The following is a 13,226-nucleotide window of genomic DNA, read 5'->3' as shown; positions in this document are numbered from 1 at the left end:
GTCGCTGCAATTGGAGCAGCGGCGATGAAGATCTACGGCGACACGAACTCCGGCAATTGCCTGAAGGTGAAGTGGGTCTGCGACAGGCTCAAGCTGCCGTATCAGTGGGTCGAGATCGACACGCGCAAGGGCGAAACGCGCACGCCGCAATTCCTGGAGATGAACGGTGCCGGCCAGGTGCCGACCGTCGCGTTCGACGACGGCCGCACGCTGGCGCAGTCCAATGCCATCATCCGCTATCTTGCCCGCGAAAGCGATCTCATTCCGCGCGATGCCTTTGCCGCAGCCAAGATGGACGAATGGCTGTTCTGGGAGCAGTACAGCCACGAGCCCTATGTCGCGGTGTGCCGTTTCCAGATGGTCTATCTCGGCAAGGACGTCTCCGAGCTCGACCCGGAGAAGATCAAGCGCGGCTATGCGGCGCTTGACCGCATGGAGCAGCATCTCGTCACCAGCCGCTGTTTCGTCGGCGAGTCGACCTCGCTCGCCGACATATCGCTGCTGGCCTATACCCGTCTCGCCCATGAAGGCGGTTTTGATCTCGGCCGCCATGTTGCGATCCGGCGGTGGATTGCGGAGACCGAGAGCTGTCTTGGTCTTCCGCCGGCACGCTGAGCTCGGAGCCCGTCATGACCGCCGATATCATCTCGATCCGCCGCGCTCGCCGCGAAGACGTTGCCGCTGTTGTCGCGATGCTCGCCGACGATCATCTCGGCCGCGCACGCGAGCGCCTGGAGGAGCCGCTGCCCGAGTCCTATTTCAGGGCGTTCGATGCGGTCGACAAAAATCCCGGTCTGAGGCTCGTGGTCGCGGTGGACGGCACGGGCAGGGTGGTCGGCTGCCTGCAGCTCGCCATCCTGCCGGGCCTGAGCTCGCAAGGCGGTTCGCGTGGCCTCCTGGAAGACGTGCGCGTCGCCTCGGACTGCCGCAGCCGCGGCATCGGCGAGCAGCTCGTGCAATGGGCGGTGGCGGAGGCGCGCGCGAAGGGATGTAACCTGGTCGAGCTGTTGACGCATCAGAGCCGCGCCGATGCGCAACGCTTCTATAAGCGGCTCGGATTCACCGCGAGCCACGTCGGCATGACTGTCCGTTTTTGACGCACCTTCCGCGCGGCCGTTGCATCGTCTGCAAAATCTGCCTGCACATCCGTTTCGGTTAAGGGCTGATAAACTACCGGGCGTTCGTTCATGTTCGTCGGGGAACGATCGGTGCTAGGTTGCGTCTTGACACCGGGCTCGGTCGGTTCGGGGATTTCAATGACAAGCTATTCATTGATCAAGGTCGGCAACGACTACGTTGTGCAGGCCGACGACAAATGCATTTTAAAAGTCGCCAGCCGGCGCCGAGCGGCGCAGCTGATCAGCGAGGCGACGGGCTTGCTGAATGCCGTGGAAGCTCCTGAGAAGACGACGGAAACGGCATCACTCCACCGTGAGACGCCTAAACTTCCTTGACGATTCTGTCTGTTTCCCGTATTAGCCGCGGCGGGACACCTCCCCCCAACGGGAGGCTTACTATCTGGAAGGGTAGATCATGACTGCAGCGAAGCCCGCTTCGCGGCCCCTCGTGCCGCATTTCTCCTCCGGCCCCTGTGCCAAGCGCCCCGGCTGGACCGCCCAAAATCTCAAAGACGCAGCTCTCGGCCGTTCGCATCGTGCGAAGATCGGCAAGACCAAGCTCAAGCTCGCGATCGATCTGACGCGCGAAGTGCTCGAAGTGCCGGCCGATTATCGCATCGGCATCGTTCCGGCCTCCGATACTGGCGCGGTCGAGATGGCGCTGTGGTCGCTGCTCGGCGCACGCCCCGTCACCACGCTCGCGTGGGAATCGTTCGGCGAAGGCTGGGTCAGCGACATCGTCAAGGAATTGAAGCTCAAGGACGTCACCAAGCTCAATGCGGCTTATGGTGAGATCCCGGATCTTTCCAAGGTCGATCCGAACAGCGACGTCGTCTTCACCTGGAACGGTACCACCTCTGGAGTGCGCGTGCCGAACGCCGACTGGATCAGCGCGACTCGCGAAGGCCTGACCATCTGCGACGCCACCTCGGCCGCGTTCGCGCAGCCGCTCGATTGGTCCAAGCTCGACGTCGTCACCTTCTCCTGGCAGAAGGCGCTCGGCGGCGAGGCGGCGCATGGCATGCTGATCCTCTCGCCCCGCGCGGTGGAACGTCTCGAGACCTACAAGCCGGCTTGGCCGTTGCCGAAGATTTTCCGCATGACGAAGGGCGGCAAGATCAATGAAGGCATTTTCGTCGGCGAGACCATCAACACGCCGTCGATGCTCTGCGTCGAGGACTATCTTGACGCGTTGAACTGGGCCAAGTCGATCGGCGGCCTGAAGCCGCTGATCGCGCGTGCCGACGCCAACACCAAGGTGCTCGCCGACTGGAAGGCGAGGACGCCCTGGATCGACTTCCTGGCGAAAGACGCTTCGATCCGCTCCAACACCTCGGTGTGCCTGAAGTTCACCGATCCCGCGATCACCTCGCTCTCGTCCGACGCGCAGGCCGAGTTCTGCAAGAAGCTCGTCGCACTGGTCGAGAAGGAAAATGCGGGCTTCGACTTCGCGTATTATCGCGACGCGCCCGTGGGTCTGCGCATCTGGTGTGGCGCCACGGTGGAAGCGAAGGACGTCGAGCTCCTGACCCAGTGGATCGACTGGGCCTTTGCCGAGACCAAGGCCGCGCTGCCCAAGGCAGCGTAAACGCCTCGGCCCAATCATTGTCATGGCCGGATTTGATCCGGCCATCCATCGATCAAGAGAGATGGACCCGCGGGTAAGCCTGCGGGCGACACTCCGTAAATGCAGCTCGCACCACGGAACATTCCCATGACCAAACCGAAAGTTCTCATTTCCGACGCGCTCTCGCCCGCCGCCGTGCAGATCTTCAAGGATCGCGGCGTCGAGGTCGACTTCCAGCCCAACCTCGGCAAGGACAAGGACAAGCTGGCCGAGATCATCGGCAATTATGACGGCCTTGCGATCCGTTCGGCGACGAAAGCGACCGCCAAGATCATCGAGAAGGCGACCAACCTGAAGGTGATCGGCCGCGCCGGCATCGGCGTCGACAACGTCGAGATCCCGGCGGCCACCGCCAAGGGCATCATCGTGATGAACACGCCGTTCGGCAATTCCATCACGACCGCCGAACACGCCATCACCCTGATGCTGGCGCTGGCGCGCGAAATTCCGCAGGCTGACGCCTCCACCCAGTCCGGCAAGTGGGAGAAGAATCGCTTCATGGGCGTCGAGATCACCGGCAAGGTGTTAGGGGTGGTCGGCTGCGGCAATATCGGCTCGATCGTCTGCGACCGCGCGCTCGGCCTGCGCATGAAGGTCGTGGCCTTCGATCCCTTCCTGTCGCCGGAGCGCGCCAAGGACATCGGTGTCGAGAAGGTCGATCTCGATGACCTGCTCAAGCGCGCCGACTTCATCACCCTGCATACCCCGCTCACCGAGAAGACCAAGAACATCATCGACGCGGCCGCGATCGCCAAGATGAAGAAGGGCGTACGCCTGATCAACTGCGCCCGCGGCGGTCTGGTCGACGAGCAGGCGGTGGTGGATGCGCTGAATGCCAAGCACATTGCCGGCGCTGCCTTCGACGTCTTCATCGAGGAGCCCGCGACCTCGAACGTGCTGTTCGGGCATCCCAACGTGATCTGCACGCCGCATCTTGGTGCCTCCACGACCGAGGCGCAGGAGAACGTGGCGCTTCAGGTCGCTGAGCAGATGTCGGACTATCTGTTGTCAGGCGCGATCTCCAACGCCATCAACTTCCCCTCGATCACCGCCGAAGAAGCGCCGAAGCTGAAGCCCTTCATCGCGCTTGCCGAGAAGCTCGGTTCCTTCGCCGGCCAGCTCACCGAGACCGGCATCTCGAAGGTCACGATCACCTATGAGGGCCATGTTGCCGAGATGAAGATCAAGGCTCTGACCTCCGCCGTGCTGTCCGGCCTGCTGCGGCCGATGCTGGGCGAGGTCAATGTGGTGTCCGCTCCTGTCGTCGCCAAGGAGCGCGGCATGGTGGTGGATGAAGTGACCCGCGCCGCGCAGAGTGACTATGAAAGCCTGATCAGCGTGACGGTCGCGACGGAGCGCCAGGAGCGCTCGGTCTCCGGCACCGTCTATCACGACGGCAAGCCGCGGCTGGTCGACATCAAGGGCATCCGCGTCGATGCCGAGTTCGGTAAGTCGATGATCTACGTCACCAACGAGGACAAGCCGGGATTCATCGGCAAGTTCGCAAGCCTTTTGGGCGATGCCAAGATCAACATCGCCACCTTCCATCTCGGCCGTGTCGAGCAGGGTGGCGATGCCATCGCGCTCGTCGAGGTCGACGGTGCGGTGCCGGCGGAGCTGCTCGCCAAGGTGCAGGCGCTCCCGCAGGTCAAGCAGGCGAAGGCGCTGACGTTCTGACGATCACACCGGCGTCATGGCCGGGCATAGCCGTCCGAAGGACGGCGTGGCTTGCGCTCGCCTATGCCTGGCCATCCACGCGCCTCCATGCGTGCGGAAGGACGTGGGTGCCCGGGACAAGCCCGGGCATGACGAGTGTGGAGACAGTTCAGGCACGAAGATATTCCGATCTACGGAACAGACGCCGCCTCGCTTGCGAGTGCGGCGTTTTTCTTGGCACGCGCTGCCCTTTATTTCCCCGCGACCTTCGAAGTTTGTGTACCAATTGACCAACCAAGTCGTCCGACCAGGGAGAAAACAATGCGTGAAGCCGTCATCGTTTCCTATGCGCGCACGGGGCTGGCGAAGTCCGCTCGCGGCGGGTTCAACATCACTCCGCCGATGTCTCTCGCGGCCCACGCCATCCATCATGCGGTCGATCGTGCCGGCGTGGAGAAGGACTATGTCGAGGATTGCTATCTCGGCAATTGCGCCCACGGCGCTCCGAACATCGGCCGTCAGTCCGCGCTTCTCGCCGGTCTGCCGAAGACGACCGCCGGCGTCTCGGTGAACCGATTCTGCTCGTCGGGACTGCAGACCATCGCAATGGCCGCCAACTCGATCCGCTCCGATGGCGCCGACTGCATTGTCGCCGGCGGTGTCGAGAGCATCTCGATTCCTGGCGGCGGCTCGCCAAAGGAATCGATCGATCCGGAACTCTTGAAGGTTGCGCCCGACATCTTCATGGCGATGATCGACACTGCCGATATCGTCGCCGAGCGCTACAAGCTCAGCCGCGAATATCAGGACGAGTTCTCGCTGGAATCGCAGCGCCGCATGGCGGCCGCCCAGCAGGCGAACAAGTTCAAGGACGAGATCGTTCCGATGAAGACCAGGATGAAGGTGGTCGACAAGCAGACCAAGGCCGAGTCGATCGTCGATTACGTCGTCGATCGCGACGAGTGCAACCGGCCGGAGACCACGATGGAAGGTCTCGCCAAGCTCGAGCCGGTCAAGGGCCCCGGCAAGTTCGTGACCGCCGGCAACGCCAGCCAGCTCTCCGACGGAGCTGCGGCCGTGGTGCTGATGGAAGCCAAGGACGCGGAGAAGCGTGGGCTTCAGCCGCTGGGCCGCTTCGTTGCCTGGGCGACCGCCGGCTGCGAGCCGGACGAGATGGGCATTGGCCCGGTCTTCGCGATCCCGAAGCTGTTGAAGCGCACCGGCCTGAAGATCGACGACATCGATCTCTGGGAGCTCAACGAAGCCTTCGCCAGCCAGTGCCTGTATTGCCGCGACAAGCTCGGCATCGATCCCGCCAAGTACAACGTCAACGGCGGCTCGATCGCGATCGGTCATCCCTTTGGCATGACCGGCGCGCGTCTCACTGGTCACCTCTTGCAGGAAGGTCACCGCCGCAAGGCGAAGTGGGGCGTGGTGACCATGTGCATCGGCGGTGGCCAGGGCGGCGCCGGCCTGTTCGAGATCTATTAGCTAAGCAGACACCGCGGCACGCGACGACGAAGGCATGACGCTCCCGGGCGCCGTGCCTTTTTCATGCATCGCTGGCCGCACGCCCTTGCGCCAGTCGGTGATGGAGCAGCCGAAGCGGTGGCGGAACCAGCGCGCCATGGCGCTCTGCGCGGAAAAGCCGAGCTGCTCGGCGATCGCAGAGAGCGGCCGGCCGGGTTCTTCGATCAGCTGGGTGACGAGTTCGGCGCGCTGCGTGTCGAGGATCTCGGAAAAAGTGGTGCCGCATTCGGCAAGATGCCGATGGATGGTGCGGCGGGTGCAGGCCAGATGCTCGGCCACGCGCTCGACCGTGCATTCGCCACTCGAGAGCAGCGAGCGCACGACTTCGTCGACCTTCTCGTCCCAGCTCGCAGGCCGCGCATCGAGAGCCTCGATACGCTTGCGCAGATAGCTCGCGACCAGGGGATGCGCGCTGGGGATTCGGCGCTCCATGTCGTGGGCCGATAGCAGCAGCGCGTTGGCTGCGGCATTGAAGGTCACCGGGCAGCCGAAGAATTCGCGATAGCGCTTGCGGTCGCGGGGCGGCGGATAGTGGAGGTGAACCTCCAGCGGCCGCCAGTCGCTGCCGAACAGCGACTGGATGATGCGGTGGACGCTGCCGAGCGCCATGTCGATGGACTGGCGCGGCGCACGCGGACGCCGTCCGCGCAAATGCATCGTGATGGTCACGATCTTCTTGTCGCGCGTGACGTCGAGCCGCATGCCATCGTGGTGGATATGGATGAAACGCGACAGCGCCTGGATTGCATCACCAATGGTGGCCTGCTCGCGAACGATGAGCCCGACCGGCCCGAGATTGGTCAGGCCGCCGAGCTCGGCGAGGCGCAAGCCGAAATCTTCGGCACCGGAGGCTTCCGCCGATGTTTCAAGCAGGCGGCGAAGACCCGCGACGGCGATGCGAACGTCGGGCTTTTCAAGGCAGGCCAGCGGAAGCCTGACCTTGCGCATCATCTGCTTAGGATCGAGGCCCAACGACCGGGCGACCTCGGGATAGTAGGTAAGGCCTGCGCTGCGAATGAGATCGGTCATGCGAACCGCTCCTGCCAGCCATTCCCGCAGTTGTCCCGAAATGTAAAATTTCTGTCCCAATCAGTCAAATCCCGGAACCAGGCTGAACATACATATCGAAAACCGAAGCACCGGCGTGGATGCCGGTTCATGACGGCGCGGCAAGGCGATGCAGCCTCGACGCCGTCTCGGCCCTTTTGACCAAGACATTGCTGAGCAGGATGATGCCGGGAAACACGCTTTCCAAGGGTGAGGTATTCGTCATCGATACTGACGCGTCCTTCCGCGAACAACTTTCTATGGCGCTCGAGCAGCAGGCCTATGAGGTCATCTGCTTTGCCGATGGTGCGTCTCTCTTGTTGGAGGCGAAGGTGCGCATGCCGGCCTGTGTTCTGCTTGAGATGCAGGCGCCGGATCAATCCGGCCTCGACGTCCTGAAGCGACTGCGCGCGGAAAATTGCATGGCGCCGGTCCTGGTGACGTCTGCCAATGGCAGCATCGCCATGGCGGTCGATGCCATCAAGAGCGGTGCGTTCGATTTCATCGAGAAGCCGTTCGAGAGTCATGAGATTGTCGGCCGGATCGATGCCGCCATCGATGAATTCGCCCAGCCGGATGCGAACCGGCAGCGCTGGCTTGCCGGTTGCGAGCCACTCACGGGGCGCGAAAGCGAGGTGCTGCAGCACCTTGCGGCCGGTTACACCAACAAAGAGATCGCTCGGGCGATGCGCCTGAGCGCGCGGACGGTTGAGGGCTACCGCGCCAGCATTCTGAGAAAGGCCGGCGCGAAGAACGTCACGGATATGCTCCGCCGGATCTACGGCCAAGGGTGAATCAAGCGTGAACCAAGGCTGAACCGGAGCTGTGCGCTGACGCGGCCAGATGACGCGTTCCGCGGCCATGGGGCGGCCGCGGTGCCGCCGCACGGAAACCCCAATCGAACCGGTTCCTTACCTGCTGCGTCTCACCACGATGGCGAGGCGTTTTTCGCCGCATCCGGCTGGCGATGTGGCGACATTGGCAGGAGGGAAATTCATGCGAACGATCGCGAAGAGTCTGGCGACGACGAGCCTGGTCCTGGTCACGTCGGCGATTGCGCTGCCGTCATGGGCGGCCGATCTGGATGCGACGTCGGCCATCGATGCCGTCACGGTCTACCCGGACGGCGCGAGCGTCACCCGCGTCGTCACGCTGGACCTGCCGTCGGGTGACTCGACGCTGGTCGCAAAGGATTTCCCGCTCGGCCTCGACACGTCCTCCTTGCGGGTTGAGGGCGAGGCGGGTGCAAAGCTCACCATCGGCACGATCGACGCGCGGCCGCCACGCCTAGCACCTCCGGTCAATCTGCCGGAACTCGACAAGCGCATCGAGACCTTGAAGGACGAGCGCGCGGATTTGCAGGGCGCGATCGATGCCGCCAATGCCCGACGCAAGTTTGCCGAACGCTTTGCCGAGGCCTCTCCCGCCGGCATCGGCGAGAAGGGCGAGGCCCGGCCGATGACCGAGTGGCGCGCGGCCTTCTCCGCGGTTGCCGAGGAAATCGCCACTGCCGATACCGCGATCCGCGATGCCATGCGAAAGCAGCGTGAGATCGATCGCCAGATCGCCCAGCTCGAAGCCGATCGCGCGGCCAAGCCGCCGAGCAAGCTGGAGGTGCGGGCCGAAATCGCCTCCGCAGCCGCGACGAAGGCGACGCTGCGGGTGACCTACAACGTGCGCAATGCGCGCTGGGCGCCGCTCTACGACGCCCGCCTCGACACTGGCGCCAGGGACCACAAGCCGCAACTCGAACTGGTACGCCGCGCGGAAATTACCCAGTCGACCGGCGAGGACTGGTCGAATGTCAGCCTCGGAGTCTCCACCGTTCGAGTCAGCCGCGGCGGCAGCGCGCCGGAGCTGAATTCGCTGGTCGTCCGCTATCCGCAGCTTCCGAAGCCGCTGGCCTTGGGAGGGCGGTCCGACGTGGCGATGCCTGCGCCGGACATGACGCGGCAGGCGCAGTCGCCGGCAATGGCCAAGGCCATAGAGGCCCCGGAGCCCCGCGAGCGTGCGGATGAGCAGCAGGCCAATGCCGAGATCGGCGATTTCCAGGCCGTCTACCAGATCGCGGGCCGCGTCAGCCTTGGGGCCAACGAAGGCGCCAAGAGCCTGCTCATCTCCACCATGACGGTCACGCCGGACCTCGCCATCCGCGCCGCGCCGGTGGTGGATCCGACCGCCTATCTCGAGGCCTCGTTCAAGCTCTCCGACGACACCAATCTTTTGCCCGGCAAGGTCGCGATCTTCCGCGACGGCGTGTTCGTCGGCCGCAGCAAGTTCTCCACCGCCGCGCGGACGGAGGCGATCCGCCTCGGCTTCGGCGCCGACGACAAGATCAAGATCGAGCGCGCGGTGATTCGGCAGAACGAGGGCACGGCGGGCGTGATCTCTTCGTCAAAGACCGACGCGCGCTCGTTCCGGACCGTCGTGCGCAACGGTCACGATTTCCCAATCCGCATCGCGATCGAGGATCAGCTCCCGGTCAGCGAGAACGAGGACATCGCGGTCGAGATGCTGTCCGCGACCACGCCGCCCACGTCGACCAATCTGCGCGACAAGCGCGGTGTGCTGGAATGGGCGTTCGACGCCAAGCCCGGCGAGGTGAAGGAGATCAAGTTCGGCTGGCGCGTGCGCTGGCCCAAGGACAAGGGCATCGTCATGGTGCCGGCGGGCTGAGGCGTTCTTAACCTCGCCCCGCACTCTCTGTTTGTCATGCCCTGGCTTGACACGGGCATCCAGTACGCCGCGGCTTCTCGATTCAAGCTCAGGCGTCTCTGGAATACTGGATCGCCCGGTCAAGCCGGGCGATGACAGCTTGGGTGTGGAGATGGCAAACCTCACTTCGCCTTCAGGAACTCGCCGACCTCGAGCAGCACGAACTCGTCGTCATCGGCCTTGTTCGGCTCGCGGCTGGAGGAGAACGGCAAATTGTTGTCGTTGCCGACGATGATATGCGTCTCGTCCACGCGATCGACATTCTCGATGGTGAAGAACGGGAAGGTGAGGACGCCGTCATTGAGCGGCTTCCGCGCCTTCTTTTCGGGATCCTTGATCTTCATCAGGTCGATATAGCCGATCTTGCGCACGGGCTTGCCGACATTGGCATCCGAGAGCTCGATCTTGTAGACGCGCTTGAACTTCGCGACGTCGGGGAAGCAGTTCTCGCCGCGCACGCCTTGCGGGCAGGCCTTGTCGGCGGTGCCTTCGCCATTGTCGCGTTCGATGACGAGACCGCTGGCCGGGTCGATCATGTTGAAGTCGCCGATGGCGTTGCCGTTCTGCTCGAATACATATTGCCAGTAGCGGCCGGTGAACTTCTCCGCGCCGACGTCGAATTCGAGGATGCGCGAGGCTTCCTTGCCGTCGACCTTCTCCCAATCCTTCTTCTCGGCGTCCCACAGCGGGCCTTCCAGCAGGCCGTAGAGGAACTTGCCGTCCTTCGACGACGCAAAGCCCTCGAAGCCCTTGGAGCGGCGCAGATTGACGTTGGTGTAGCTCGCGCCCGGCGCACCAGGGGATTGCACCGCCCAGTGGTCCGGCGAGCGCACCGGCTTGCCGTCAGCGATCGTCTCGAACACGCCAAGGATCTTGCCGGTCTTGTCGGCCTTCAGGATGTAGGGGCCGAACTCGTCACCGATCCAGAAGGTGTCGCCAATGATCTGGAAGCCTTCGGTGTCGAAGTCGGAGCCGGTGAGATAGCGCTTCTCGGTGTCCTCATGCACGATGCGGAAGGGCACCTTTTTGTCGGGATCGTGCAAAAACACCGTTTCCTGCCGCTCGATCTTGCCGCTGGTCCAGTCGATCTTGTAGTGGTTCAGGTACAGCATCGAGTCCGTCGAGTTGTAGCGCGAGCCCATGCCATTGTCGGTGATGACCCAGAAGGTGCCGTCGCCCATCGACTTGATGCCGGAATGGCCCTGGAGCGGCTGGCCTTTGAACGGCAGCGACACGCCGGTCGAACGCTCGGCGGACTTGCCCATGACGGTACCGAGCGCGTCGACGCGCTTGCCGGTGGTGTATTTGCCTGACGTTTTGAGGTCGGCGGGCGCGTCAGTCGGCGCATCGATGAAGGACTCGGCCGGCATCACTGCGTGGGCAGTCAGCGTCGCCGGGAATTCGCCCTCGTTTTGGGCAAGCGCGGCACCCGCGGTGAAAATGATCGTTGCGACGGAGGCAAGAAAGGTCGCGCGCATATGCGTCTCCTGTTAACGGACGCACGCCTTATGCGGACCACATATTGCAGTTTTGTGAAGCCGGGCAAAACCCCGCAGGCGCGGTTTACTCTTTTACCGCGCCGGTGAGCGAGGATACGTAGTAATCCACAAACAGTGAATAGAAGATCGCAACCGGCAGCGAGCCGAGCAGCGATCCCGCCATCAGCGCTCCCCATTGATAGACGTCGCCGGTGACGAGCTCGGTCAGGATCGCAACCGGCACCGTCTTGTTGGCGCCGCTCTGGATGAAGGCGAGCGCATAGATGAACTCGTTCCAGGACAGGGTGAAGGAGAAGATGCCGGCCGAGATCAGGCCGGGCACCGCTAGCGGCAGCGTGATCCGTCGCAGGATCTGCAGTCGCGTCGCGCCGTCGACCAGGGCGCATTCCTCGAGCTCGTAGGGGATCGACTTGAAATAGCCGATCAGGAGCCAGGTGCAGAACGGCACCAGGAAAGTCGGATAGACCAGGATCAGGGCAAGGGGGCTGTCGAACAGGCCGAACTGCACCACGACGGTTGCGAGCGGAATGAACAGGATCGACGGCGGCACCAGATAGGCGAGGTAGATGCCGAGGCCGACATAGGGGCTGCCGCGAAAGCGCAGGCGCTCGATCGCATAGGCCGCCAGCGTGCTCGCGAATAGCGACAGCGTGGTCGCGCCGATCGCGACGAACATCGTCGTCTTCAGCCAGCGCGGATAGGCCGTGTCGAACAGGAGGTGCTTGATGTGGGCCAGCGTCGGCGAGGTGATCCAGAACGGATTGTGCGCCTTGTAGTTCATCAGCTCGGCGTTCGGCTTGAACGCGGTGATGGCCATCCAGTAGAACGGAAACAGCAGGATCAGCACGAAGCAGCCGAGCGGCAGATAGATCATCATCACCCGCCGCGCGCGGGAATCCCAGGCCATCGTATCGGGCGTTGCGTTGGCAATGGCGGACGGGTGGGCGACAGCGTCAGTCATTGGCCTCTCCCTGCTGCCATTTGCGCCGCGCCAGGCCAAAATAGGAAAACAGCGTCGCGAACACCAGGAACGGGATCATCGAGACCGCGATTGCCGCGCCTTCGCCGAGCTCGCCGCCGGCGATGCCGCGCTGGAAGGCCAGCGTCGCCAGCAAATGCGTCGAGTTCACGGGGCCACCGCGTGTGATGGCGTAGACGAGCTGGAAGTCGGTGAAAGTGAAGATGATCGAGAAGGTCATGACGATGGCGAGGATCGGCATCATCATCGGGAAGGTGATGTAGCGGAAGCGCTGCCAGGCGCTGGCGCCATCGAGCATCGCGGCCTCATAGAGCGCGGGCGAGATGGTCTGCAAGCCCGCAAGCAGCGAAATCGCGACGAAGGGAATGCCGCGCCAGATGTTGGCTGCGATCAGCGAGAAGCGCGCCGGCCAGGGCGTGCCGAGGAAGTCGATGTTGGTGGTGCGCCAATGCAGCACGTCGACCAGCAGATACGAGATGATCGAAAATTGCGGATCGTAGATCCACCAGAAGGCGAGTGCGGAGAGCACCGTCGGCACGATCCAGGGCAGCAGCACGATTGCGCGTAGCACGCTCTTGAACGGGAAGTGATTGTTGAGCAGCAGCGCCAGCCAGAAGCCAAGCGCGAATTTCCCGAACGTCGCGACGGCCGTGTAGAAGATACTGTAGAACACGGCGCCCCACCACAGGGGATCGGTGAGCAGATACTGGAAATTCTCAAGACCGACGAAGACGCCGCGCCGGCCGATCGTGGTGTCGGTGAAGGCGAGCCAGATGCCCAGACCCAGCGGATAGGTGAGGAAGACCGCAAGCAGCCCGATCGCCGGTGCGAGACACATCACGATCAGGAACGGTTTGTAGTCGAACAGGCGCACGAGCCGTGATTGCTGCCGGTGGGCAAGCGCGGCGGAGGGCAGTGTGGTCACGGACATTGGCTGACTGTCCTCTCTCGAACTGTCACCACACCGTCATTGCGAGCGAAGCGAAGCAATCCAGTCTGGCTCCCCGGATGCAGTCTGGATTGCTTCGTCGCTTCGCTCCTCGCAATGACGGTCT

12 protein-coding genes are annotated in these 13,226 nt (G+C 63.3%); 8 read left to right on the top strand and 4 right to left on the bottom strand.

Annotated features, from left to right (window positions below):
* Positions 1 to 24 precede the first annotated feature (24 nt).
* The 6 genes from SO139_RS16655 to SO139_RS16630 all read left to right on the top strand — a co-directional run bounded on the left by SO139_RS16655 (position 25) and on the right by SO139_RS16630 (position 5,892).
* Positions 25 to 615, top strand: coding sequence for a glutathione S-transferase family protein (locus SO139_RS16655; protein WP_449377900.1), 591 nt, complete (start codon positions 25 to 27; stop codon positions 613 to 615).
* A gap of 14 nt (positions 616 to 629) precedes the next feature.
* The gene (locus SO139_RS16650; RefSeq protein WP_449377901.1) at positions 630 to 1,097 is read left to right on the top strand and encodes a GNAT family N-acetyltransferase; all 468 of its coding nucleotides are present in this window, start codon (positions 630 to 632) and stop codon (positions 1,095 to 1,097) included.
* Positions 1,098 to 1,256: 159 nt separating this feature from the next.
* Complete coding sequence (locus SO139_RS16645; protein ID WP_449377902.1) at positions 1,257 to 1,454, top strand: hypothetical protein; 198 nt, start codon at positions 1,257 to 1,259, stop codon at positions 1,452 to 1,454.
* Positions 1,455 to 1,533: 79 nt separating this feature from the next.
* The gene (locus SO139_RS16640; RefSeq protein WP_449377903.1) at positions 1,534 to 2,706 is read left to right on the top strand and encodes a phosphoserine transaminase; all 1,173 of its coding nucleotides are present in this window, start codon (positions 1,534 to 1,536) and stop codon (positions 2,704 to 2,706) included.
* Between the two features lie 126 nt (positions 2,707 to 2,832).
* Positions 2,833 to 4,422 (top strand): phosphoglycerate dehydrogenase, encoded by a 1,590-nt coding sequence (gene serA, locus SO139_RS16635; RefSeq protein WP_449377904.1) that lies wholly within the window; start codon positions 2,833 to 2,835, stop codon positions 4,420 to 4,422.
* A gap of 300 nt (positions 4,423 to 4,722) precedes the next feature.
* On the top strand, positions 4,723 to 5,892 hold the full coding sequence (locus SO139_RS16630) for a thiolase family protein (protein ID WP_449377905.1): 1,170 nt from the start codon (positions 4,723 to 4,725) through the stop codon (positions 5,890 to 5,892).
* Here SO139_RS16630 and SO139_RS16625 read toward each other — a convergent pair whose 3' ends face one another.
* Positions 5,893 to 6,960 (bottom strand): AraC family transcriptional regulator, encoded by a 1,068-nt coding sequence (locus SO139_RS16625; RefSeq protein WP_449377906.1) that lies wholly within the window; start codon positions 6,958 to 6,960, stop codon positions 5,893 to 5,895. It abuts the gene before it with no gap.
* A 203-nt stretch (positions 6,961 to 7,163) separates the two neighbouring features.
* On the opposite strand from SO139_RS16625, the gene SO139_RS16620 reads away from it, so the two are divergent.
* Positions 7,164 to 7,772 carry a response regulator transcription factor gene (locus SO139_RS16620; RefSeq protein WP_449377907.1) on the top strand — a complete coding sequence of 203 codons (609 nt, stop codon included), beginning with the start codon at positions 7,164 to 7,166 and terminating at the stop codon, positions 7,770 to 7,772.
* 202 nt (positions 7,773 to 7,974) lie between these two features.
* Positions 7,975 to 9,654: a mucoidy inhibitor MuiA family protein gene (locus SO139_RS16615; protein ID WP_449377908.1), complete on the top strand. Its 1,680-nt coding sequence runs from the start codon at positions 7,975 to 7,977 to the stop codon at positions 9,652 to 9,654.
* 161 nt (positions 9,655 to 9,815) lie between these two features.
* Here SO139_RS16615 and SO139_RS16610 read toward each other — a convergent pair whose 3' ends face one another.
* The 3 genes from SO139_RS16610 to SO139_RS16600 all read right to left on the bottom strand — a co-directional run bounded on the left by SO139_RS16610 (position 9,816) and on the right by SO139_RS16600 (position 13,102).
* Complete coding sequence (locus SO139_RS16610) at positions 9,816 to 11,171, bottom strand: esterase-like activity of phytase family protein (RefSeq protein WP_449377909.1); 1,356 nt, start codon at positions 11,169 to 11,171, stop codon at positions 9,816 to 9,818.
* Positions 11,172 to 11,256: 85 nt separating this feature from the next.
* On the bottom strand, positions 11,257 to 12,153 hold the full coding sequence (locus tag SO139_RS16605; protein WP_449377910.1) for a carbohydrate ABC transporter permease: 897 nt from the start codon (positions 12,151 to 12,153) through the stop codon (positions 11,257 to 11,259).
* Positions 12,146 to 13,102 (bottom strand): carbohydrate ABC transporter permease, encoded by a 957-nt coding sequence (locus SO139_RS16600; RefSeq protein WP_449377911.1) that lies wholly within the window; start codon positions 13,100 to 13,102, stop codon positions 12,146 to 12,148. The genes SO139_RS16605 and SO139_RS16600 overlap by 8 nt, the downstream gene beginning before the upstream one ends.
* Between the last annotated feature and the right edge of the window lie 124 nt (positions 13,103 to 13,226).

The organism is Bradyrhizobium sp. UFLA05-89, assembly GCF_059803475.1.
The sequence above is the reverse complement of the archived record's forward strand: the minus strand, read 5'-3'. Positions and strand labels throughout refer to the sequence as shown.

What these genes read in the sequence shown, in the direction of transcription:
- serA (WP_449377904.1), top strand. Translation starts at nt 2,833, where the DNA reads ATGACCAAACCGAAAGTTCTCATTTCCGACGCGCTCTCGCCCGCCGCC.
- SO139_RS16640 (WP_449377903.1), top strand. Translation starts at nt 1,534, where the DNA reads ATGACTGCAGCGAAGCCCGCTTCGCGGCCCCTCGTGCCGCATTTCTCC.
- SO139_RS16625 (WP_449377906.1), bottom strand. Translation starts at nt 6,960, where the DNA reads ATGACCGATCTCATTCGCAGCGCAGGCCTTACCTACTATCCCGAGGTC.
- SO139_RS16655 (WP_449377900.1), top strand. Translation starts at nt 25, where the DNA reads ATGAAGATCTACGGCGACACGAACTCCGGCAATTGCCTGAAGGTGAAG.
- SO139_RS16615 (WP_449377908.1), top strand. Translation starts at nt 7,975, where the DNA reads ATGCGAACGATCGCGAAGAGTCTGGCGACGACGAGCCTGGTCCTGGTC.
- SO139_RS16605 (WP_449377910.1), bottom strand. Translation starts at nt 12,153, where the DNA reads ATGACTGACGCTGTCGCCCACCCGTCCGCCATTGCCAACGCAACGCCC.
- SO139_RS16645 (WP_449377902.1), top strand. Translation starts at nt 1,257, where the DNA reads ATGACAAGCTATTCATTGATCAAGGTCGGCAACGACTACGTTGTGCAG.
- SO139_RS16650 (WP_449377901.1), top strand. Translation starts at nt 630, where the DNA reads ATGACCGCCGATATCATCTCGATCCGCCGCGCTCGCCGCGAAGACGTT.
- SO139_RS16630 (WP_449377905.1), top strand. Translation starts at nt 4,723, where the DNA reads ATGCGTGAAGCCGTCATCGTTTCCTATGCGCGCACGGGGCTGGCGAAG.
- SO139_RS16610 (WP_449377909.1), bottom strand. Translation starts at nt 11,171, where the DNA reads ATGCGCGCGACCTTTCTTGCCTCCGTCGCAACGATCATTTTCACCGCG.
- SO139_RS16600 (WP_449377911.1), bottom strand. Translation starts at nt 13,102, where the DNA reads ATGTCCGTGACCACACTGCCCTCCGCCGCGCTTGCCCACCGGCAGCAA.
- SO139_RS16620 (WP_449377907.1), top strand. Translation starts at nt 7,164, where the DNA reads ATGCCGGGAAACACGCTTTCCAAGGGTGAGGTATTCGTCATCGATACT.